Annotated in this window: 18 protein-coding genes; 6 read left to right on the top strand and 12 right to left on the bottom strand. The window is 70.9% G+C overall.

Annotation, left to right across the window (positions count from 1 at the left end):
* Window positions 1-50 precede the first annotated feature (50 nt).
* The 10 genes from FLX07_RS14495 to FLX07_RS14450 form a co-directional block, all read right to left on the bottom strand.
* Window positions 51-452, bottom strand: a complete 402-nt coding sequence (locus FLX07_RS14495; RefSeq protein WP_142571293.1) for a (deoxy)nucleoside triphosphate pyrophosphohydrolase — start codon at window positions 450-452, stop codon at window positions 51-53.
* On the bottom strand, window positions 449-1600 hold the full coding sequence (locus FLX07_RS14490) for a C40 family peptidase (protein WP_229689751.1): 1152 nt from the start codon (window positions 1598-1600) through the stop codon (window positions 449-451). The genes FLX07_RS14495 and FLX07_RS14490 overlap by 4 nt, the downstream gene beginning before the upstream one ends.
* Window positions 1597-2247 (bottom strand): hypothetical protein, encoded by a 651-nt coding sequence (locus FLX07_RS14485; RefSeq protein ID WP_142571292.1) that lies wholly within the window; start codon window positions 2245-2247, stop codon window positions 1597-1599. The genes FLX07_RS14490 and FLX07_RS14485 overlap by 4 nt, the downstream gene beginning before the upstream one ends.
* A gap of 19 nt (window positions 2248-2266) precedes the next feature.
* Complete coding sequence (locus FLX07_RS14480; RefSeq protein ID WP_229689752.1) at window positions 2267-4759, bottom strand: type IV secretion system protein; 2493 nt, start codon at window positions 4757-4759, stop codon at window positions 2267-2269.
* Window positions 4756-7233, bottom strand: coding sequence for an ATP-binding protein (locus tag FLX07_RS14475; RefSeq protein ID WP_142571291.1), 2478 nt, complete (start codon window positions 7231-7233; stop codon window positions 4756-4758). The genes FLX07_RS14480 and FLX07_RS14475 overlap by 4 nt, the downstream gene beginning before the upstream one ends.
* Window positions 7234-7263: 30 nt before the next feature.
* Entirely contained in the window at window positions 7264-10026 is a 2763-nt protein-coding gene (locus tag FLX07_RS14470; RefSeq protein ID WP_167748241.1) for a TcpE family conjugal transfer membrane protein, read from the bottom strand.
* Between the two features lie 22 nt (window positions 10027-10048).
* On the bottom strand, window positions 10049-10336 hold the full coding sequence (locus FLX07_RS14465; RefSeq protein WP_139577384.1) for a hypothetical protein: 288 nt from the start codon (window positions 10334-10336) through the stop codon (window positions 10049-10051).
* A 50-nt stretch (window positions 10337-10386) separates the two neighbouring features.
* Complete coding sequence (locus tag FLX07_RS14460) at window positions 10387-11397, bottom strand: conjugal transfer protein (protein WP_142571289.1); 1011 nt, start codon at window positions 11395-11397, stop codon at window positions 10387-10389.
* Window positions 11398-11749: 352 nt separating this feature from the next.
* A complete protein-coding gene (locus tag FLX07_RS14455; RefSeq protein WP_142571288.1) occupies window positions 11750-12457 on the bottom strand; it encodes a hypothetical protein in 708 nt (235 codons plus the stop codon).
* A 308-nt stretch (window positions 12458-12765) separates the two neighbouring features.
* A complete protein-coding gene (locus FLX07_RS14450; protein WP_142571287.1) occupies window positions 12766-12987 on the bottom strand; it encodes a hypothetical protein in 222 nt (73 codons plus the stop codon).
* A 166-nt stretch (window positions 12988-13153) separates the two neighbouring features.
* Between FLX07_RS14450 and FLX07_RS14445 the strand changes: the two genes are divergently transcribed.
* The gene (locus tag FLX07_RS14445; protein WP_208762217.1) at window positions 13154-13630 is read left to right on the top strand and encodes a GNAT family N-acetyltransferase; all 477 of its coding nucleotides are present in this window, start codon (window positions 13154-13156) and stop codon (window positions 13628-13630) included.
* A gap of 404 nt (window positions 13631-14034) precedes the next feature.
* A complete protein-coding gene (locus tag FLX07_RS14440) occupies window positions 14035-16404 on the top strand; it encodes an RICIN domain-containing protein (RefSeq protein ID WP_142571285.1) in 2370 nt (789 codons plus the stop codon).
* A gap of 99 nt (window positions 16405-16503) precedes the next feature.
* On the opposite strand, the gene ychF is transcribed toward FLX07_RS14440, so the two are convergent.
* Complete coding sequence (gene ychF, locus FLX07_RS14435) at window positions 16504-17592, bottom strand: redox-regulated ATPase YchF (RefSeq protein ID WP_142571284.1); 1089 nt, start codon at window positions 17590-17592, stop codon at window positions 16504-16506.
* A 109-nt stretch (window positions 17593-17701) separates the two neighbouring features.
* Between ychF and FLX07_RS14430 the strand changes: the two genes are divergently transcribed.
* Complete coding sequence (locus FLX07_RS14430; protein ID WP_142571283.1) at window positions 17702-19003, top strand: DNA recombination protein RmuC; 1302 nt, start codon at window positions 17702-17704, stop codon at window positions 19001-19003.
* 9 nt (window positions 19004-19012) lie between these two features.
* The gene (locus FLX07_RS14425) at window positions 19013-19507 is read left to right on the top strand and encodes a DUF6542 domain-containing protein (protein ID WP_142571282.1); all 495 of its coding nucleotides are present in this window, start codon (window positions 19013-19015) and stop codon (window positions 19505-19507) included.
* A gap of 67 nt (window positions 19508-19574) precedes the next feature.
* On the opposite strand, the gene FLX07_RS14420 is transcribed toward FLX07_RS14425, so the two are convergent.
* Window positions 19575-20540, bottom strand: a complete 966-nt coding sequence (locus FLX07_RS14420) for a 4-hydroxy-3-methylbut-2-enyl diphosphate reductase (protein WP_142571281.1) — start codon at window positions 20538-20540, stop codon at window positions 19575-19577.
* Between the two features lie 116 nt (window positions 20541-20656).
* On the opposite strand from FLX07_RS14420, the gene FLX07_RS14415 reads away from it, so the two are divergent.
* Together FLX07_RS14415 and xseA are read left to right on the top strand one after the other, a co-directional pair.
* Window positions 20657-21718: a DUF8129 domain-containing protein gene (locus FLX07_RS14415; protein ID WP_142571280.1), complete on the top strand. Its 1062-nt coding sequence runs from the start codon at window positions 20657-20659 to the stop codon at window positions 21716-21718.
* A 131-nt stretch (window positions 21719-21849) separates the two neighbouring features.
* A complete protein-coding gene (gene xseA / locus FLX07_RS14410; protein WP_142571279.1) occupies window positions 21850-23055 on the top strand; it encodes an exodeoxyribonuclease VII large subunit in 1206 nt (401 codons plus the stop codon).
* Window positions 23056-23092: the final 37 nt, after the last annotated feature.

The following is a 23092-nucleotide window of genomic DNA, read 5'->3' as shown; positions in this document are numbered from 1 at the left end:
TAGTTCGGTAAAAGCAGGAGCAAAGCCGGATCTTGCGAACGATTCGGCGACTATGCCCCTTGACCTGGCAGCAGCTTCTCGATCGCGGCGACGACCGGCAGATCCGCCGGAAGCCAGGGGACGTCGTACAACTCGTGCGGCTCCAGCCAGCGCAGCGCGAGATGCTCCAGTGGGCGGGGCACGCCCGTGACGACGGTGGCGAGCCACACGTGCATCAGAAAGCCGTTGTCCAGCGGCCAGTCCCCGCCGACGCGGCGTCCGAGGACGACCTGGACCCCGAGCTCCTCGGCGCACTCGCGCACCAGCGCCGCATGCTCGTCCTCCCCCGGGTCGACCTTCCCGCCGGGGAACTCCCAGCCGCCGCGCAGCGCCGGGGGTCCGGACCGCTGGGCGGCCAGGAGGCGGCCGCCCTCGACGATCGCGGCCCCGACGACGAGCCGCGTGCCCGTCACGTCTGCGCCCGCTTCAGTTGCGCGACGACGGTCTCGTTCTCCAGCGGCCGGGTGAAACCGACGATGTTGGGCCGGTCGCGGTACGTCGAGATTTTGATGGGCCCGCACAGCGTGCAGCGTGCCTCGATCATCTTGCCGGGCGACACGACCATCCCGACATGCCCCGGACTGTCCTTGGCCGTGCCCGGACCGGCGTTGAAGAAGACGAGGTCGCCGGGCTGTTCCCGGCCCTCCTCGATCTTCGCGCCGAAGGGCCACTGGCCGAAGGTCGTGCGGGGAATGGTCAGCCCCGCGTTGCGGTAGGCCATGTAGATGATCCCCGAGCAGTCGAAGGCGTCGGGGCCCGTGCCACCCCACCGGTACGGCTTGCCCCGCTGCGCCAGAGCGTACTCGATGATCTTGCGTACGACCTCGTCGGGGGCGCTGTCGACGTAGCCGGAGTCGCAGGCCGGGTCGGCCTCGGCCGGCACCGCGATGTCCCCGGTCGCCGCGTAACGCTTGGCGATCTCCAGCACCTGGTCGACGTACCAGGTGGCCCGGTTGTAGACGAAGATCGCCCTTCTGAGGTCGTCGGGCGCGCCGTTGCGCTTGAGCATCTTGGCCGCGCCGAGGATGGCGTCCGCGGGGTTGTAGACGTCGCCGTAGCCGTCCCCGTCGCCGTCGGAGGCGTAGCCGTTGACGCCCGGCTCGATCCGCATCTTGGCCTGGCCGCCCCAGGTGCTGATGAGGAACTGCATCGGCCCCGCGGCCCCCGCGTAGTTGGTGCCGCTGCGCACCCCCGGCAGCGTCGAGCGGCCGTGGTTGGTCTCCCGCTTGCCGATGGCGGCCAGCACGTTCCACTGCACGCCGATCTGCTTGCCGACCTTCTTGTAGAGCTCCAGGTAGTCGTCCGGGATGTCCCCCTCGGCCGTCTGCGAGACGTCGGCCGCGGCCTCCCCCGTGGCCGCCTCGGCGCAGTTCTCGGCGGCGCCGCCGCCGAAGAGGATCGACGGGCTGGGGGTCATCAGGATGATCGAGCCGAACAGCGTGGCCGGAACGATCACGATGAGGACCACGGCGATCGTCCGCCAGTCCCGCCCCGCCGACGCGAGCCTGCGTACGACGCGCGTCGAGGCGCCGGACGAAGTGAAGCGCGGCGGGGCGGTCACGGCGAGCTGTCCCCGTCCTGACCGGCGTCGGCCAGCTGCAGGTCGTACACCCGCCAGTCGGTCCCCGCCTTGATCACGGTCACCGCGAACTGCTCGGGCACGTCCTTCTGGCCGTTCCTGTCGGTCACGTGACGAACCGAGTCGACGACGAACACCACCTGGGCGGCCGTCATGTCGCGGATCGTCGCCACCTTCGCCGACCCCTTGGAGGTCACCTGGTCGGTCTCGTTCTGCTCCACCACCGCGGGATCGGTGACGGTCCTGGTGAGCTGGCCGGCGAACTCGTCGGTCGCGAACCGCTTCAGCCGGTCGGCCCGCGCCGCCGGCTCCTCGCCGGGGGAGAAGGTGCCGTACGCCTCGGTGAACCGGCGCGCCAGGTCGGCCGCCGCGCCGATCTCCTCCTTCGACAGCGGCAGGTACGCGTACACGTCGAAGGCGCCGGGGGTCGTGGCCACCGGGCTGGGCTCCCGGACGGCGGCCGTCGCCCGCGGGGTGGCCACGACGGACTGCTCCCTCGTCTGCTCGTCGCTCCCGGCGGAGGAGCTCGACGGCGGGCTCATCGTGAGGTAGACGCCGACGGCGGCGAGCACCACGACGGCCACCGCGAAGGCGAGGCCCTTCCCCCGGTCACTGTTTCGGCTTCTCATGACAGCGCGGAGATTCCCGTCAGTCGCCGGAGTCGCGGTCGGCGGGCTTGGCCCAGAACGGGGTGGGCGCGTCGCCGCCGCGGCGCGTGCCCTCTCCCCTGCTCGGCAGCCAGAGCGGAGGCGGCTCCGAACGCGGACGGCTGGACGACGAGCCGCCGGACGACCCGGAGTCACGCGGCGGGGCGGGCCGGGAACGGCCGCCGTCGCCCCGCCGGGACGATCCGCCGAACAGGCCACCGGACGAACCACCCGAAGAGCCACCTGAAGAACCACGGGACGACCTGTTCGAGGACCCGCCGGAGGAGCCGCGCGAACCGCCGAAGAACCCGCCCGAGCTGCCGCCCGAGCTCCCACCGGAGCTTCCGCCGGACGGCCTGGGGGACGACGGCCGGGAGGCCCAGCCGCCGGACCTGCCGCTGAACCAGCCGCCGCCGGAACCGCCGCCCCCGGACACGCGGCCGCGGGACGGCGCTCCGGACGATGCGGCAGCCGGCGCGGCGGACGATGCCGCGGACGGCGCGGGCACGGCCGAAGCGCCGGTGACCCGCTGCGGCGGGCCCGCCGGGCTCCCCGACGACGCCGCGGCGGACGCGACCTGGGCCGGCGAGGGCGAGCCAGGGCCGGACGGCGTGGACGCCCGTACGGGTCCGGCCGGCCGCACCCCCGACAGGTTGAGCGGCGGGGCCGATCCGGGACGTGACGCGGTGACCCCGGCCTTGCGGCGGCCGGCCCCCTGCGCGTCGGCGTCGAGCGGCGCGGGTTGGGCCCCCGCACGCGCTCCGGCCTGGGCCGGCACGCCGCCCGCGCCCTCCTCGCCGCGCACGCGGCCCTGTGCCACCCCCGCCGCGGCGGCCGCCGTGCCCGCGCCCGTCGCCATCGCGGCCGCGCTGATGACCGGCTCGGCCTTGCGCAGGCCCCACCGGGCCGCCCGGGCCGCCGCGACCGGCGGCAGCGCGTTGGCCGCGCGCGACAGGGTCGGCGCGCTGGCGGCCTCGCCGAGCATCCGGGTGGTGAGCGTGTGCCCGTCCATCGAGGCGAACAGGTGCTGGAACGGCCGTCTGTAGAAGAAGACCGCGATCGTCAGCAGCGCCATGAACAGGATCTGCATGCCCCAGGGCAGGCTGGTCGAAATGATCAGCGCGTAGCCGTACACGAGGATGCCCAGCACCAGGGCCAGCACCGCCTGGCGCAGCAGGGTGCCGACCAGCATCTCCACCCAGCGCATGGCGATGATGCGGCCGGAGCCCGGATGCACGCCGATCAGCAGGAAGACCGGCCCGAGCATCAGCAGCAGCAGGAAACCGACCTTCAGGACGAGCAGCGACACCGCGACGAGGAAGATGAGCAGACCCGCGACCATCGCCGCGATGAACGCGCCGATCGAGATGCCCAGGCGGCTGGTCCAGTCCTTGCCCTGGAACAGGAAGTACGCCGGGGTGCTCTGCATCGGCTTGGCGACCTCCTCCTCGAACCGCTGCTGGTGGGAGTCGGAGGCCGGTGTCTGATCGGCGGCCTGCTCGGCGGCGTCGATGGCCTGGAGGTTGAGCAGCTTGGCGCCCAGACCCTTCACGAGACCGGCGTCGGGGTCGGCCGTGCCGAACTCACCCATCAGCCACGGCTTGCAGACCAGGACCGACCACAGCGCGTCCGCGTTCTGCTCCACGCCGGGCGTGCCCTGGCGGCCGTAGCCGCCCGCGGTGGGCGCGCTCGGCACCTCGCCCGGCGCGGTCTCCTTCATCGGCAGGCAGGACGCGCCGCCCGCCCCCGGCAGCCCGGAGAACGCCGAGTTCACGATCTCGCCGGTCTTGTCGGTCACGGTCTTGCCGAGGCCGGTGAAGTCACCCGGCCGGCTGAAGAACCAGATGGCGACCGTGACGGCGAGGACCATCCAGATGACGCCCTCGGTGGTCGTCGTCGCGCGCTTGCGGATCAGTCCGTACCACGCCAGCCAGATCGCGCCGAGGATGACGATCGGCCGCAGGTACGGCCAGTACATCGCGTTGGCGAGGTTGGTGACGACCTCGTCGGCGACGTCCTTGATGGGCTGCAGCGGGCCCTCGGTGGCCGCCGCCTGGTAGGTGCTGATCGTCAGCCGGTCGACGGCCTTGGCCCACGAGAAGACCGTGTTGGCCCACGCGTTGCCGAGCACGGCCGTGACGTCGGAACACCCGAGGTCGTAGGTGTGCCAGAACTGGCCGGCCATGCCGTACCGCTCGTAGTTGGTCACCGGCGGCTTCGGCGCCTGCTCGGTGTTCTGGCCCGCGGTCGCGGTCACGTCCGCGGCCGGCGGCTGGACCAGCCCGTCGACGCCGCCGCCCACGATCTCCGGGGCGAGGGCCGGCGACAGGTCACACGGCCCGACCGCGCTCGCCGTATCCGACGGGAAGATCAGCGGCAGCGTCACGAACGCCGCGAACGCGACGAACAGCAGCGCCAGAGTCCGGCGTATCCTCCTGCCGCGTCTGGCACCCTCCTTGGCGCGGCCCCTCGGACCGTTCCTGCGCACGCTCACGATCGCACCTCCTGCGCGACCCCCGACCGACCGGAGCCCCCATCAAGAAGATCATGCACGTTCTCGTTTGGTTTGTCGTGTGTCGGATTGGTGTCAAGCCAGCGCAGCAGTTCCTCCGAGATAAGGTCCACCCCGATACGGCCGGCCCGGCCGTCCAGATCCCGGAAGACGCACTCCCCGTTGCCCAGGGAGCGCAGCACCGCCTTGTGCTCCTCCGACGGATCCACGCCGAGGAGCTCCATCACGTGCCCGACCTCCACGCGTTCCGTCGAACGGAACGCGAAGACCGACGACAGACAGTTGGTCACCTGCTCGTTGAGCAGGTCACCGGCGTTCTGCGATACCAGGACGAGCGCCGTGTTGCGCGAGCGGCCCATCCGGGAGACCTCCGGCACGAGCTTGGCGCCCTCGGGGGTGGACGTGATCGCCCACGCCTCGTCGAGGAAGATCGCCTTCGGCGTGCGCCGGTCGAGCCCGTTCATCAGGCGGCGCGCGAACTGCGACACCAGATAGAGCAGCGCGACCGACAGCCGCTGCTCGTAGGAGTAGTCGTCCCTGACCGTCATTACATCGGGCAGCGTGAGGCCGCCCAGCGTGAACACGGTCGTCCAGCCCTCGGTGTCGATCTGCTCGCCGCCCGAGGCGTCGAAGCACAGCCTGGCCAGGTGCATCTCCGACATCGACCGCAGCACGGCGCCGAGGTTCTTGGACGCCGGGTCGGTGGACTGCTCCAGGTGGTCCACCACCTTGCCCAGCGAGGGGTCGGGCTCGTTGGAGACCGCGGCGACCGCCTGGATCATGGCGGACTCGCGCTCCTCCGACATCCTCGGCAGCAGCAGCCGCAGGGTCTCGGTCGCCATCGTCTTCTTCGTCGCGATGTCGTCGCCGAACGAGAACGGATCGAGCAGGCCCGGCGCGGCCGACCCCAGCGGGATGATCCTGGCCTTGCGGCCCCGGTTGCGCAGCAGCCGTACGAGCGACTCGGCGTCGCCCTTGGGGTCGATGACCGCGATCGTGACGCCGCGCAGCGCCATCTGGTAGATCAGCAGCAGCGCGAGCGTGGTCTTGCCGCCGCCCGGCTCTCCGGTGATGGCGATGGCGGTCGGGCGGTTGCGCGCCGCCGCGACGAGCGGGTCGAAGTGCACGATGCTGCGCGCCCGCCCCAGCGTCTCCCCGACGTACGGCCCGATCCATCCGGCGTTCGACTCGTCCACCCGGTCGCCGAGCTCGACGGTCGCGGTGGCCATGCCGCCCGCGATCGTGCGCAGCGGCTGCCGCTGGGCGTACGCGTTGACCCGCAGCCGCTCCCCCGGCAGGGCCTCGCAGAACAGCGAGAACTGGTCGCCGGTGGAGTTGACGACGTCGATGCCGAGGTCGCGGTAGTGCTCCACGACGGCCTCGACCCGCTGGACGCACATCTCCTCGGTCGGCGCGCTGACGCTCAGCCGATGCCAGCCGTACACGAACGGCAGCCGTTCCTTGGTGATGCCGTGCTCCAGCATGCGGGCGGCGTCGATCTGCTCGGCCAGCGCGAGCGGCGCCTCCGCGCCCGCCTCACGGATGTGGATGTCCATGTCGCGGGCGTGGGCCAGCTTGCGCGCCACATCCTTGCTCGCCCTGACCGGGGGGATCAGCCGCATCCGGCTGGAAATCTCCACCGGGAACGGCAACTGGTCGGCGAAGTGCAGCCACGGCTCGCCGTCGGGGAACGGCATGAGATCGGGGAACCGGGCGAACGACAGGTGCGCGGTGTAGGAGTCTCCGGCCGGCTGCTCGATCCTCAGCAGGGACCGGCCGTTGTGGATCTGCCCCTCGACCAGCGCCTCGATCTCGCCCTTGCCCCACCTGCGGCGCGGCGTGGCCGAGGCCAGCGGCTCGCCGAGGCCGCCCGCCGCCGCGTGCTGGAACAGCCAGGCGATCTCCGAAGAGGTGGCGTGGCGGGCGTACAACGCGCTGGAGGCCAGGGCCCGGCCGAGCCGCTCGGCGGCCTCGGTCCACCGGGTGATCTCCTTGTCCGGCACGTGGTCGTCCTCGATGCCGAGGGCCTTCTCGCTGCGCTGGTAGAAGCCGAAGAGCTGGGCCAGCACGCCGGTGCCGAGCTGTGCGCCGCGCGGCCCGAGCCGTACGCCGAGGTAGATCTCCTTGCTCCAGAAGTCCTTGGCCCAGACGTGGCGGTACATCTCCTCCAGGTACTCCCGCCAGCCCTGGCCCTCGTCGGAGGTCGAGTTGAGCGCCATCGCCCACTCCGCCGCCGGGTAGGCCCGGTGCGCGATCCGCAGGTGCACCTCGGCGTCCGGCATCCTGATCGCCGCCAGCGCGATCGTGACGTTGGTGGCCAGCGCCTCGCGCTCCTCGGGGGTGAGGAACTCGTAGCTCACCGTCGGCAGCCGGAAGTAGGCCCACGCCGCCGAGTCGGTGAGGAGAACGCGATCGTCGAAGTAACGCACCGCGAGGCGACTGCGCGCCCTGCTCATCGACCTCTCACCAGCTTCCTCGCTCGCCCCTCATCTGGCCACCTCCTGCTTGGCCTGGACAGCCGCCAGGCCGCTCACGATCACTCCCGCAAGCGCAACGTACGCCCTGCGGCCGCCCATTCGGAGGTGATTGACGTCGACCGGTCCCGGCCGCCCGGGGGCCAGCTCGTCCTCCCAGGGCACCCGGACGATCGCCCGGCAGCGGCCGCTGGCCACCGCCTCGGCCTGCTCCACGTCGGGGAGGCTGCGACGGCTCACGCCGTTGATCACCATCACGGCGCGGCGTCGCAGGTCGGAGCAGCCGTGCCCGTCGAGCCACTCGTAGGTCATCGCCACCGCCTCGGAGGCGTCCTCGCTCGCGGGGGCGACCAGCACGAGCTGGTCGGCGTACGGCAGGAGCCGGGCCGCCAGCGCAGCCGCGGGGTCGATCACGGTAAGCCGGTAGTGCCGGTCGAGCGCGGCGAGGGTCCTGCGCCAGTCGGCCAGGAACGCGCGTTCCGCCAGGCGCTGCGTCACCCGGTCGTCGGTGTCCGCCCCGACGACCTCCAGTCCTGATTCGCAGCGCGTGGTGTACGCCCGCATGCCGAGGTAGCCGGTCACCTCTTCCGCGCTCTCGATCAGCGAGCTCAGCGTCTCGGGGGATTCGGCGGCGATCCTCGTCGTGAGCGTGTCCTCTCCGGTGTTCGCGTCGAGCGCGAGCACACGGTCATCGCGGTGACGGGCCAGCGTGTGGCCCAGCATTAACGCCGTGGTGGTCTGCCCGGCGCCCCCCGTGCAGCCGAGCACCATGATCCGCCTGCTCGTGGTGAGCGGGATGCGGGTCCGGGCCTCGTCGACCTCCATGCCGTCCGTACGGCTGCCGCCCACGACGACCTGCGCCAGGCGCCGCCAGCCGCCCGAGGTGTCGCGCCCGACCACGGCCTCGACGCGGCGCAGCCGCGGCGGCTCCTCGTGCGCCGGCCTGCCGGGGACTGCCGTTCCCGGAGCGGGCAGCGACGGCCGGGCCGGACCGGCCGGGCCGGTCGCGCGGGGCCCCGAGGGCACGGCTCGGATCGACACTCCCGCCGGACCGGCCGGGGGCGGCGTCACGTCCCCCTTGCCCCTGGCGCTCTCGTACGGCCTGGACCCGGGCGCATGCGTCCCCTCGCGCGCGGGATACGCGGCAAGGGGCGCAACAGGGTGGATGGCGGGGTGCGGGGCAGGGGGCTCAGCAGGGTGCGGGGCAGGGGACGCAGCGGAAGCGGCGTCGTCCGGCACCTCCTGCGGCGCGCGGGACGGCCTGATCCAGGTGGGCGTGTCCTGCGCGGAAGCATCGGAAGCTGCGGGGGCGACCGAGGCGGGGGTGACCGAGGCGGTGGCCGCCGGTGCGTGCTCGGTGGTGACGTCCGTCGCGGCCCGTCCGGCGCGTCCGGCCCGTGCGTCCTCGTCCGGCTCCGTGTCCTCCGAGGCCGCCCAGGCCGCCGGCTCGTCCCCTGTGCCGCCCGGCAGGCGGGGGCGCACGAGCCTCGGCGGGCGGCCCTTGCGATGCTGCTCAAGGGCCGCGGCGTCCCGCTGCGCCGTGTTCTCCCGGTCCACGTCGTCGGCGGGCTCCCCGGGCGCGGACTCCGCCTCGGACCCCTGCGGCGCCCCTGCGTTCTCCGTGGTGCCTGCGTTCTCCGTGGTGCCTGCGTTCTCTGCGGTGTCTGCGCTCTCCCCGCCGGGCTCGGCGTCGCGCGCACGCTCGTCGCGAGGACGCTCCTCGTGCGCGGGCTCTACCGTGGTCGGATCGATGGAGGAGACGACATCGGACGGCCGTACGGCGTGGGGTTCGGCCGAAGCGGCGAGCCGGCGCAGGCGGCGCAGCGTCTCGGTGCCGATGGGCGGGACCGCGGCATCCTCCGAAGCCTCGGAGGGAGCGGCCGGGGGCTCCTGCCGCACAGGGACCTGCACCGGGACCTGCACAGGGCTCTCATGGCTCTTCTCGTGGGCGTCATGTCCCCCGCTGTGTCCCTCGCCGTGTCCCTCGTGCGGCTCGTGTTCGCGATCCGGGCCGGTGCCGAGACCGGTCTGCGGCTCCGCCGCGTGCGCGGGCGGCAGCGACAGTGCGAGCGGTGCGGGCGGTGCCGGCGGCGCGGGCGCTGCCGGCGGTTCCGCGAGGCGGAAGACACGCTCACCGGTGGCGCCGGCCCGGGCGGCGGCACCGCTGCGGGAGGCAGTGGCGGGGGGTGTGTCGGTGAGCGGTGCGGTGACCGGTGCGGCGGCCGCCGCCGCGGCCGCCACGGCCGGGCGTACGACTCGCGAGGGGTCCACCTGGTGCGCGCCCACCCGCGCGGCGGCGGGCGAGACCGCCCGTGCGCCGGTCCTGGAGACCTTCGGGACGGGCACCTTGACCGAGACCGCGCGGCGCGCCCTGCGCGTCGCTCTGGCGTGCGCCGCCGCGGCCGGTGGCGTGGTCCGCCAGACACGCGCCGTCAAGGCGACCTCGTCCGGCTCGTCGAACGGGGCCATGCGGCACCATGTCCGCGGCTCGCTCATGTAGCGGAGCTGCGACTGGAGCAGTTCGGTGAGGCGCTTGCTCTCGATGACGGGACGGGTGGAGAGCCAGGTGAGCACGCCCGGAGGAACGAGGTAGATGACGTGCCAGGGTGCCGCGAACGGCAGTCCGATCAGGTAGAGGAAGACCCACCACGGCACGGAGACACCCACGAACACACCGATCCAGACGACCGGAAGCGGCATTGGCAGTCGTAGGTCGTACAGCTTGTACAGCCGCTTCTCAATACGCCAGATATTGGTATATGTGGGCAGATCCACCCCGAACCTCCTCTCCGCCCGATCACTTGATGCCAAGTGCGCCCGCGATCGCCTTCGCCGTCACCTCGATGATGTTGGGAACGTAGAAGATCACGCCGATCGCGATCGCCAGGATGATGAACTGCACGAACCTGGTGATCTCGCGGGTGAAGAGGAAGAAGATCGCCACGACGGAGACGACCGCGAGGAAGAGCGGAGCGAAGAACTTTCGGAGGAAGTCGGCGAGACCTTCGGTGTTGATGCCCGTCGTCGGCGCCGGTGACGGCGCGGCAAGATCAAGGACGTGGTCCGCGATGGTCTTCAGTATCAACTCTCGCCCTCCCGGGGGTATGGATCAGCGATGTCTTTGCCGGGCATGCGCTACCCCACGGACCGGTTCGCACCTTGGATGTCCCTGACGAACCACTTGCCGCCCTGCTTTTCAATCGTTAACTGGTAGGCCTGCTCAAGACCGGCGGGCTGCGCCGCCGGATCCTGCGACGGGCTCGCCACCGCCGTCGACTGTCCGGACGCCACCGCCCACACGACCACCGCCGTGACCTTCCTGCTGTCGGCGCCGTCCGGCGGCACCACGACGTCCTTCAGTTCGGCGAGGGTGAACTCCCCGTTGAACCCGTTGACGGTCACCCCGCTCGCGACGTAGCGCTGCAGGTCCACTTGGTTGCCCGCGGCGTACGCCTTGAAGAAGCCTTCGAGCTGGGGACGCAGTTCGGCTTCGGTGGCGGAGTCGCGGTCGGGGTCCGGGAGCTGCGGCAGGCCCGCCGGGCCCGGGGCGGGCAGCAGAGCCGGCTGGGCCGAGACCACGAACCCGCCGTTGTCGTAATAGACCGGCACGGACAGCAGACCGCGGCTGCCCCCCGACTGGTACGTCACGGTCACCCGGGCGTTGTGGTCGTCGATCAGGTCGATCCCGGCGAACTGGAAGGCCCCCGCCGACATCCGCCCGTACCCGTTCCAGCCGAACTGCTCGTCGGCGCCTTCCGGCAGGAACGACTTCAGCCGTTCCGCGCGCTGCTGGGGGGTGGCCGCGTCGTAGTTGAGGTAGACCGCCGCGAACTGGTTGGCGAAGGCCGCCGCCTGCGTCGCCGGGAATCCGGAGGTGACCGTGCCGGTCGGCGTCGTGGTGGGCTGATCGTCTCCCGCCAGCCGTTCCAACGGGGCGCGTATGCCGTTGACCAGGATGACGACGATCAGTGCCCAGAGGATGACCCGCCCGGTCCAGACGAGCCAGCGGCCTCCACCGCCACTCCAGCCTCTGCGGCGGGGGGCAGTGCCGTGCGCGGCGCTCGTCGCCTCGAAGCCTTCCAATGGGTACGGGTCAGGGTCGCCAGCGATCCGCGGATCCTGCTGGACGTCTGACCTGCGAGCCATCACGCCTCCGCTCGCGCCGATCCCTCCGGCTGGCGCGGTTTCCTCTTGCTCTCGATCCGGTTAACCGCATTGATGTATTCACCCTAGCGGTCTCACCAATTCTTCCAGGTAAGCCACGCCCATGGTGCAAGCATCGCCGCGACCGAGCAAACCAGGTCTACATCCCGCAGAGGCGCCCCACATCTATCCACTCCGTGGAAAAGCACGTTACGCCTGGCCAGCGGGGGCATCGATTACCTAACCGCCACCTATTGCTGTCTTCGCAGCTCGCAGGCATAACGAAAGCGACCGTGCACGCCACGACGGCCCCGCGCGGAGCGGAGCCGTCGTGCCGCGAACTACGCCCGCGCCCTCACTGGCACTCCCCCGAGGAGGACGACTCGGAGGAGGACGAGAAGGACGACTCAGTCGACGCCGGCGGGATGCCCTCCGGCGGGGCGCTCTCCGGACCCGAGATCTCGGGCGGGACGTTCTCCGGAGCACTGCCCAGAGCGCTGCCCGGAGCGCTCTCCGGCAGCGAGGAGGTCTGCGACTCGCCCGCCGACGACTGTGACTGTGACGGTGACTGTGACTGCGACTGGGACTGCTCCTGCTCCGACACCTGCTGCTGCGCGCGCTGGGACATCTGCTCGATGCGCTGCTGCGCGCCCGCGGCCTCCTGCATGATCTGCTGGCTGGCGCTGCTCGCCTCGTCCCGGATGCTCTGCCGGACCTCCTCCGCCGTCTGCTCCATCGACGCGCCCATGCCCGGGAACGCCTCGCTCCGCAGAATCGAACCGCTGGGCAGACTCGAACCGGCGTACTGCGCGGCGGACCACTGCGCCGGGAACTGCGCGACAGTGATCGTCGGCGCGCCGATCGACACCGTCCCGGCCACGGGTGCGGACTCGGTCACCAGCAGCGGCTCGCTGACGGTGGTGGTGTACGACGTCGCCCGCACCGAACCGCCGGGCTCGATCGTGGCCGCGGAGGCGGTGCCGCCGAGCAGCGCGATTCCGCCGGCCGTGAGCGTCGAGGCGAAAATCGCCGCGAGAGCCAGCTGTCTGGATTTCCGATGCATGGTTCCCCCTTGGGCCCGATCGGGCCTCACCAGGTCAGGTCACCTGGGCTTTTCCCGGTGCCCGATTTCGGCCGCCTTCCCGTCCGCCGTGCCGTATGACGGCACTGATGAGATTGTCGCGAAAAGGGATTCGAACGGCGATTATGCGCCAAACGGCCTCATTTCGATGCTTCACCGAGCCTCATGAATGCGTCTAGGGCAGTTGGCCCAAGCGTTTCCGCCGGACATGGAGGATCTGACCAGAGGGAGAGGTGTGGCGGGTGATGCCGCTCACGCCATGACCACCGCTTTTGCGCGAACCGGCCGTCTCAGGGCCGTTCGAGATCGTAGGCGACGTCCGCCACGCGGACCGTCCTCACCAGCGGATCCTCGATGATCTTGCGCAGCTCCCCGATCGTGACCAACGAGTCCACGTAGGCGTAGACCAGGCCGTCGTCGGCGGCTTTGCGCAGCCGCGCCAGGCTCAGATCGAAGTCGTGCAGGTTGTCGTCGTCGTAGTCCTTGAGGATGCCGACCCAACGGACCCGCACACGAGCGCCCAGTGCTCGCGATACAGCTCCTCGATGATGGCGCCCTCCGCGTCTTCGTGTCTGTCACAACAGACCAGACGCGATCGGGGCGGAAATGGTCACCCGCCTCTTCCGCGACCGAGAAAATACCTTGTGGTCCGCCAGGCCGAGCAGGAAGGGTGCGGAGGTGGCCACACCTCTGCACGAGCACCTGGTACGGCAGGCGACGGCGGCCGACGCCGCTGTCGTCGCCGGGTTGCTGGACGCCTTCAACCGCGAGTTCGACACGCCGTCGCCGGGACCGCACGTGCTCACCGCGCGCCTGCGCCGAATGATCCCCGGGGACCACCTCGTCGTGCTTCTCACCGGGGAACCGGCCGTCGGCGTCGCGGTTCTGTCCTTCCGGCCCAACGTCTGGCAGGAAGGTCCGGCCGCGATCCTGGACGAGCTGTACGTGCGGCCCGGCATGCGCGGACAGCGGTTCGGCCTCGCCCTGCTGGAAGCGGCGTGCCGCCTCGCGCGGGAACGCGGCGCGGAGACGCTCGAAATCAACGTCGACGGCGAGGACACCGACGCCCGCCGCTTCTATGAGGCGCACGGCTTCGCGAACAGCGAGCCCGGGGCGCCCGAACCGATGTTCTACTACTACCGCGACCTCGTCTGAGAACGGCCGGACGAAGGTCCGCCGATCGTCAGCGGCAACCTCGACGGCTCGCGTTCCAACAATCTCTGCCATAACCGAGCGCAACCGAACGTACGCGCACGCCTGAAACTTTCATGGCAGGCGACGGCCGGCACGCACGTTTCCGCTGCCCGCCAGTTCAGCCGTGTTCACACGCCATCTTTCCCGTCTGACCATGTCTTGACATGCCCCAACTGCTCTGACATTTTCAAACGGCTTTCAACAGAAAACATGACGGACGGTATCGAGCCAGCGTGCTGGGGCCAACCGCTCTGGATCCGGCAGGGCCGGTGAACCGCCCGTCACTCATCCCCCCACGGGCACTCCGGAGGTCCGGCATGCGCAGACGTCGACCAGTCGGCGACAGAAAATGGGTCCGCATCCTGATGGCCACGGTCGCAGCGGCCGTGACCGGCGCCGGCGCCGTCGTGGTCACCGCGCCGGCGGCCCAGGCGGCCACGACGACCATCACGGTGAACGGCGGCTCGACGGGACGCACGTTCGACGGGGTGGGGGCGATCAGCGGCGGCGGCGGCAACTCCCGGCTGCTCATCGACTACCCGGAGACGCAGCGCTCCCAGATCCTGGACTACCTCTTCAAGCCCGGGTACGGCGCGGCGGTGCAGTTGCTGAAACTGGAGATCGGCGGTGACGCCAACTCCACCGACGGCTCCGAGCCCAGCATCCAGCACACCCGCGGTGACATCAACTGCAACGTCGGCTACGAGTTCTGGCTGGGCGAGCAGGCGGTGGCGCGCAACCCGAACATCAAGCTGATCGCGCTGCCGTGGACCGCGCCGGGCTGGATCGGCGGCGGGAACTTCTGGTCCCAGGACATGATCGACTACGACATCTCCTGGCTCAACTGCGCCAAGCAGCACGGCCTGACGGTCAGCTACATCGGCGGATGGAACGAGCGCGGGCACAACAAGACCTGGTACAAGAACCTCCGGTCGGCCCTCGACTCCAACGGCTACGGCAACGTGCAGATCGTCGGGGACGACAGCTTCGGCCTGTCGACCGCGGACGACATGCTGAGCGACCCGGCGTTCAAGGCCGCGGTCGGCGTGGTCGGGTCGCACTACCTGTGCGGCTACCTGGGCGACGCCACCTCGTGTCCCTCCAGCGCGAACGCCGTGGCCACCGGCAAGCCGATCTGGAACAGCGAGTTCGGATCGCAGGACTACATCAGCGGCTCGGCCCCCTACATCCGCAGCGTCACCCGCGGATACCTCGACGGCCAGATGACGGGCTTCGTCAACTGGCCGCTGGTGGCCGCGCTCTACCCGAACCTGCCCTTCAACACCACCGCCCTGGCGGTCGCCAACTCGCCGTGGTCGGGCGCCTACCAGCTGGGCCGCAGCCTGTGGGCGAACGCCCAGGTCGCCCAGTTCACCCAGCCGGGCTGGCGCTTCCTCACCGGCTCCGCGAGCGGATACCTCGGCGGGAACCGGAGCAACGGCAGCTACATCTCCCTGAAGTCCACGAACAACACCGACTACTCGACCATCTACGAGACCAGCACGTCGACGAGCACGCAGACCGTGAACGTCAACGTGACAGGCGGGCTGAGCACCGGGACCGTGCACGTGTGGTCCACCAACCTCGGCTCGAACAACCCCGCCGACTGGTTCGTCAGGCAGCCGGACATCACCCCCAGCAACGGCTCCTACTCGCTCACCATGCAGCCGAACCGGATCTACTCGCTGACCACGACCACCGGCCAGGGCAAGGGCACGGCGGCCGGACCGGCGAGTGCGCCGCTGTCTCTGCCGTACTCCGACGACTTCGACGCCTACGCCTCCCGCACCGAGGCCAAGTACTTCTCCGACATGCAGGGATCCTTCGAGGTCCGGCCCTGCGCCGGCGGCCGGTCCGGTCAGTGCCTGCAGCAGGTGACCCCCGTGCGTCCGATCGAGTGGCAGGACGACAGCGACGCCTTCGGCCTGGTCGGCGACCCGTCCTGGAGCAACTACAAGGTCAGCGTGGACGTCAACTTCCAGCAGGGCGGCACCATCACGCTGCTCGGGCGGGCGAACACGCAGTCACGCCCGCAGAGCCACCAGGCCGCCTACCAGTTGCGGCTGAACAACTCCGGCGCCTGGTCGATCGCCAAGAGCACCACGTCCGGCACGGTGAGCACCCTCACCTCGGGCTCCCGGAGCTCGCTCGGGACCAACACCTGGCACACGATCTCGCTCAGCTTCTCGGGCAACCAGATCAGCGCCACCCTCGACGGCGCCGCGCTCGGCTCGGTGACCGACAACTCCTACTTCACCGGACAGGTCGGGCTCGGAGTGGTCGGATACCAGACCGACATGTTCGACAACCTCTCCATCACCCCGATCGGCGGCGGAAACGGCGGCACCAGCGTCGGCCCCATCAGGGGCCAGGCCTCCGGCCGCTGCGTCGACGTCCCCAGCCAGTCCCAGACCAACGGCACCCAGGTCGCGCTCTGGGACTGCAACAGCGGCGCCAACCAGACCTGGACCCTCACGCCGTCCAAGCAGCTGATGGTCTACGGCACCAAGTGCCTGGACGCCTACGGACAGGGCACGGCGGACGGGACCCGGGTCGACATCTACGACTGCAACGGCGGCACCAACCAGCAGTGGACGCTCAACTCCGACGGCACGATCGTCGGAGTCGGCTCGAACAAGTGCCTGGACGCCTATGGCGGCGGCACCGCCAACGGCACGCAGCTGGTGATCTGGACGTGCAACGGCGGCGCGAACCAGAGGTGGTCGCGCAGCTGAGCCGACGATGACACCGGCCGGCCGGGTCGGCGCCGCAGCCCGCGGCGCCGATCCGGCCGGCCGTTCCGTCGTCCGCCGGAGCGGAGGTGACCGGCAGGTTCAGACGTTGAAACGGAACTCCACGACGTCGCCGTCGCGCATCACGTAGTCCTTGCCCTCGATGCGGGCCTTGCCCGCCGCCCTGGCCGCGGTCATCGAGCCCGCCTCCACCAGGTCGCCGAACGAGATGACCTCGGCCTTGATGAACCCGCGCTGGAAGTCGGTGTGGATGACCCCGGCGGCCTCGGGGGCGGTCGCGCCCTTGCGGATCGTCCAGGCCCGGGCCTCCTTGGGCCCGGCCGTCAGGTAGGTCTGCAGGCCGAGCGTCTCGAAGCCGACCCGGGCGAGCTGGGCGAGGCCCGACTCCTCCTGGCCGACGGACTGCAGCAGCTCCAGCGCCTCGTCGTCGGGCAGCTCCACCAGCTCAGACTCGATCTTGGCGTCGAGGAACACGGCCTCCGCCGGCTCCACGAGCGCCGAGAGCTTGGCCCGCAGGTCGGCGTCGGTCAGCTCGTCGGCGTCGAGGTTGAAGACGTACAGGAACGGCTTGGCCGTGAGAAGGTGCAGCTCGCGCAGGTCGGCGAGGTCGATCCCGGCCGCCTTGCCCCCGGCGTACAGGGTCGTGCCGGTGTCGAGCAGCTTCGCCGCGGCCTCGGCGGCCTCCAGGAGGACCTTGCGGTCCTTGTTGGTGCGCGCCTCCTTCTGCAGGCGGGGCAGCGCCTTCTCGATCGTCTGCAGGTCGGCGAGGATCAGCTCGGTGTTGATCGTCTCGATGTCGCGCCCCGGTGCCACCTCGCCGTCCACGTGGGTGACGTCGGGGTCGGAGAAGACCCGGATGACCTGGCAGATCGCGTCGGTCTCACGGATGTTGGCGAGGAACTGGTTGCCCCTTCCCTGGCCCTCCGACGCGCCCTTGACCAGGCCCGCGATGTCGACGAACTCGACCTTGGCCGGGAGGACGCGCGCCGAGTTGTAGATCTCCGCCAGCTTGTCCAGACGGGAGTCCGGCACGCCGACGATGCCCACGTTCGGCTCGATCGTGGCGAACGGGTAGTTGGCCGCCAGGGCGTTCCCGCTCTTGGTCAGGGCGTTGAAAAGAGTGGACTTGCCGACGTTGGGCAGGCCGACGATGCCGATGCTCAGGCTCACGTACCACGAGTTTAGGGGCCTCGGAGGGTGCGCCGGACATCGACGGCCTCGGCCCGCTCCCAGGCGCGCCTCCCTGTTTGGCACGCCAATGCCTGAAATCATCCAGACCGTGGATGTCGTGGCTCTCGCACTGGGACTGGTGATCGGCGTCGTGGTGGGTGCGGCCCTGGCCGGGATGCGGACCGCGGGCCGTGCCGCGCAGGCGGCCGCCAGGGTGGCCGAGGCCGAGGCGCGGACGCGGGCGGCCGAGGACAAGGTCGCCTACGTGGAAAACCAGCTCACCGAGCGGTTCCAGGCCATCTCCGCACACTCCCTCGACGTGGCCAACCTGCGTTTCCTCGAACTCGCCGAAAACCGGCTGAACACCACGAGGGCCGAGGCGGCCGGCGACCTCGACCAGCGCAGGCAGGCGGTCGAGAACCTGGTCGCGCCGCTGCGCGAGACGCTCGCCAAGGTGGAGAGCCAGCTCAGGGAGAGCGAGTCGGGCACCCGCGCCGCCCGCGCCGAGCTGAGCAAGCAGATGGAGTTCGTACGGGAGAGCTCCGATCGGCTCAAGGCCCAGACGGACGCGCTGGTGCGGGCGCTCCAGCGGCCGGAGGCCCGGGGACGGTGGGGTGAGCTGCAGCTGCGCCGGGTGGCGGAGATCGCCGGCATGGCCCGGTTCTGCGACTTCGACGAGCAGGTGAGCGCCGTCACCCGCGACGGCGTGGTCCGGCCCGACATGGTCGTACGGCTCAGCGGCGGCAAGAACGTCATCGTGGACGCGAAGGTCTCGCTCGCGGCCTACCTGGAGGCGGCCGAGGCCACCGACCCCGAGTTCGCCTCGGCCCGGCTGGACGCCCACGCGCGGCACGTGCGCGAGCACGTGGACCGGTTAGCCGCCAAGTCCTACTGGCAGGCCTTCAACCCGTCGCCCGAGTTCGTGGTCCTGTTCATCCCCGGCGAGGCGTTCCTCGCGCCGGCGTTGGAGCGCGACCCGGGGCTGCTGGAGCACGCGATGCGCAGGCGCGTCCACATCGCCACTCCCACGACGCTCGTCACGATGCTCCGCACCGCGCAGTACGCCTGGCAGCAGACCGCGGTCAGTGAGAACGCCAAGGCCGTCTTCGATCTGGGCAAGGAACTGTACGAGCGGCTCGGCGGCCTCGGACGGCACGTGGACGGCCTGGGCAAGGCGCTCACGAGAGCGGTCACCGCCTACAACCAGACGGTCGGCTCGCTGGAGAGCAGGGTCCTGGTCAGCGCGCGGAGAATGAACGACCTCGGTCTGGTGGACTACTCCCTCGACGCCCCGTCGGCGGTGGAGGAGGTCCCCCGGCCGGTCGCCATCCCCGAGCTCGAAGGTGAAGAGCGGGTAAGCCCCCCTCCCCCGCATCGTCAGAACGGTAAATTGACGCGAGACTTGTCGTAAGGGGGCCCGATGACAGGCACCGGTCGAGCGGGGGTGCGGCTGACCGCTCGGGGGGCGATCGTCATGCTCTTCGTGATCACTCTGGTGGGCATGCCGTTCCTGCCCGGGCCCGCGTTCGTGGCAGGTTGCATCGCGGCGGTCCTGCTGGTGCGTCCCCGGGACCTGCTGCCGCTGGTGGTGACGCCTCCGCTGGTCTTCTTCGTCGCGGCGCTGCTGGTGGAGCTCATGCGGGCGCTCAGCTCGGGTTCGATGCTCCAGACGTTCGGGCTCGGGATGTTCACCGCGTTGTCGTCCGGCGCGCCGTGGCTGTTCCTCGGGTCCGCGCTGGCGCTGGGCGTCGGGTGGGTGCGCGGCCTGCCCGACAGCCTGAGGGAGCTGCGGGGCGCGCCCGCGCCCACACCGACGCCGGCCTCCCGCTCACGCCGTGGCCGCGTCCGCACGTTCGACCCGGAGCCGGAGGGCTACTTCGAGCCGCGGGTGTACGGCAAGGCCGCCGACGAGTGAACCGCCGGACCGGCCGCTAGACCCTTGCGTTAGACCGTGCGCCAGACCTGTGCGCCAGACCTGTGCGCTAGAGGGTGCGCAGGTCCTTGCGCAGTTCGTGGGGCAGGGCGAACCGCATGCTCTCCTCCACCGACTCGACCTCCTCCACATCGGTGAAACCGTGGCCGGCCAGCTTGGCGAGCACTCCCCGCACGAGTTCCTCCGGAACGGAGGCGCCGCTGGTCAGGCCGACGGTGCGCACGCCCTCCAGCCACTCGTCCCGTACGAACGAGGCGTCGTCCACCAGGTAGGACGCGGCGGCGCCGTAGTCCTTGGCGACCTCGACCAGTCGCTTGGAGTTGGAGGAGTTGGTCGAGCCGACGACGATGACCAGGTCCGACTCGGCGGCGATCTGCTTGACGGCGGTCTGCCTGTTGGAGGTGGCGTAGCAGATGTCGTCGCTCGGCGGGTCGATGAGGTTGGGGAACCGCGTCCGCAGCCGGGCGACCGTCTCGGTGGTCTCGTCGACCGACAGGGTCGTCTGGGAGAGCCAGACCACCCTCTCCGGGTCCCGTACGGACACGCCCTCGACGCCGTCGAGCCCGTCCACGAGCTGGATGTGCTCGGGCGCCTCGCCCGCGGTGCCCTCGACCTCCTCGTGCCCCTCGTGCCCGATGAGCAGGATGTCGTAGTCCTTGGCCGCGAACCTCTTGGCCTCGTTGTGCACCTTGGTCACCAGCGGGCACGTCGCGTCGATCGTCCGGAGACTGCGGCCCGCGGCCTCCTCGTGCACGGCGGGCGCGACGCCGTGGGCGGAGAAGACGACGATGGCGCCCTCGGGGACCTCCTCGGTCTCCTCGACGAAAACGGCGCCGCGCTCCTCCAGCGTCTTCACGACGTGGGTGTTGTGCACGATCTGCTTGCGCACGTAGATTGGCGCGCCATACTGCTCCAGCGCCCGTTCGACCGCCTGCACCGCACGGTCGACACCCGCGCAGTAACCGCGGGGCTTGGCGACCAGGACACGACGGGTCGCTGAGGTCTGCACGTCCATGTTCCTATGCTATGTGGAACGCGCGCCGCCTCTTGACCCTGGTCTTGCAAGACTGGGTGTACCAGATACGTATCTCCCCGGGAGCAGAAATGTCCGTCCTTAGAGCAATAACGACAGTGCTACAGACCGCTCTGAACGGGGTCGGACAGGCGCTGCTGGCCGGCGACAAGTTCAAGACCAGCGTCAAGGAGCGCTTCGCCGGTGGCGAGGCGCAGGACGGCGAACGCCCCGAGACCGCCGAGACCCCGCGGACCGGGGAGGCCACCGGGCAAGCCACAGGGCAAGCCACCGCGCAGACCGCCGAGCAGGCCGCCGGGGAGCGGCCCGCGCGCCGGGAGCCCGTCATCTTCGCCCCCCGCCCGAGCAAGACCGACAGGCCTGAGCAGGCCGAGAAGCCTGAGCAGGCTCAGCAGGCCGAGAAGGCCGAGGCGGCGCCCGCCGAGGCCCCGACCGCTGAGACCCTGACCGCCGAGGCCCCGACCGCCGAGACCGCCGCGCCTGCGGAGCCTGTGGAGGCCGCGGCCGAGCCGAAGCCCGAGGCCGCCCCCGCCGCCGAGACCGCCCCTGCCGAGGCCGACACGCTCGACCTGCCCGCCGCACCCGTCGAGGCCGAGGCCCCGGCCGTCGCCGAGGTCCCGGACGCGACCGCCGCCCCCAAGAAGCCGCGCACGCGCCGCAAGGCCACCGCCGCAACCGCCGAGACGGCCGCAACCGCTGAGACCGCCGGAACCTCGGAGGCAACGGAAGAGGCCCCGCCCGCCGAGGCCAAGAAGCCGCGCACGCGCCGTAAGGCCACGGCCGAAGCCCCCGAGGGCGCCGAGGCCACGACCGGCACCGAGGCCGGGAGCAGCGCCGAAAGCACGACCACCGCCGCGCCGAAGGCCACCAGGACCCGCAAGAAGCCCGCCGCCGCGAAGACGCCGGAGAAGGCGCCGGAGAAGGCGCCGGAGAGCCCTGCCGAGGCGCCGGCGGAGCAGCCCGTCGCGGCAGCCGCCGAGACGGCGGAGCCGCTGCCGGGCTACGCGAACCTCTCCGTGGCGTCGCTGCGGGCGCGGATGCGTGGCACGTCGGCCGAGCAGGTGCAGGCGCTGCTGGACTACGAGCAGGCGCACCTGAACCGCCCCGAAGTCGTCCGGATGTTCCAGAACCGGATGTCCAAGCTCCAGTCCGAGGCCTGATCGCGGGCCGCGCCCGCCCGGCCGTACGCGGGACGGGCACGTGAGGCGTCCTCCGCCTGGTCGCCTGTGGAATGTCGGCAGGTACGGCTAGCCTGCAGGTGCGACCGGATCAGGCGAGGCGAGGAGGGCATTTGAGCGCGAAGACGTCCCCGGAGGCGCCGCTGCCGATCAGGTCGGTGCTGCAGATGGTCGCCCAGTGGATCGGCAAGCTGGGCACCGTCTGGGTCGAAGGGCAGATCACCGAGCTGACCGCCCGGGGCGGCACCGTCTTCCTGACGCTGCGCGATCCCGTGGCCAACGTCTCGGCCCGGATCACCTGCGCGCGGGCGGTCTACGAGGCCAGCGTGCCGCGTCCCGTCGACGGCGCGCGCGTCGTGATGCACGTCAAGCCGGACTTTTGGGTCAACAAGGGTTCGTTCGCGTTCACGGCCCTGGAGATCCGTCCGGTCGGCATCGGCGAGCTGCTGGCCCGGCTGGAACGGCTCCGCCAGGTGCTCGCGGGCGAGGGCCTGTTCAACGTCGACAGGAAGAGACGGCTGCCGTTCCTGCCGGGCACCGTCGGGCTCGTCTGCGGGCGTGACTCGGCGGCCGAGCGTGACGTGCTGGAGAACTCCCGCCGCCGCTGGCCCGCCGTCCGTTTCAAGGTGGAGCAGGTCGCCGTCCAGGGGTCGTACGCCGTGGGCGAGGTGACCGAGGCGCTGCGCAGGCTCGACGCCGACCGCGAGGTCGACGTGATCATCATCGCCAGGGGCGGCGGCTCCCTTGAGGATCTGCTGCCGTTCTCCGACGAGTCGCTGGTGCGGGCCGTCGCTGCCTGCCGTACGCCGGTGGTGAGCGCGATCGGCCACGAGCAGGACAGCCCGCTGCTCGATCTCGTGGCCGACGTGCGCGCCTCGACCCCGACGGACGCGGCCAAGAAGGTCGTGCCCGACGTGGGCGAGCAGCTCACGCTCGTCCATCAGCTCAGAGACCGGGGTCGCCGGGTGCTGCGGGGCTGGGTCGAGCGTGAGATGTCCTGGCTGGAGTCCGTGCGCTCCCGGCCGTCGCTCGCCGATCCCGTCCGGGAGCTCGACCGGCGGGCCGAGCAGGTCGACGCGCTGCGCGAGCGGTCCAGGCGCTGCCTTTCGGCGTCCCTGGACCGCTCGGCCGACTCGCTGGAACATCTCGGGGCCCGGCTCGTGGCCCTTTCCCCCGCGGCGACCCTGGAGCGGGGTTACGCCATCGCGCAGCGTCCTTCCGGAGAGGTCGTCCGCCTGGCCGGGGACGTCAAACCGGGTGACGAGCTCACGATCCGCTTCTCCGACGACCGCGTGACGGTGACCGCCCAGGACGCGTGACCCGGGCCGCGTGACCCGGGTCGTGGGCCGCGGGCCG

Source organism: Microbispora bryophytorum, from assembly GCF_006874465.1.
Lineage (GTDB): Bacteria > Actinomycetota > Actinomycetes > Streptosporangiales > Streptosporangiaceae > Microbispora > Microbispora bryophytorum.
The sequence above is the reverse complement of the archived record's forward strand: the minus strand, read 5'-3'. Positions and strand labels throughout refer to the sequence as shown.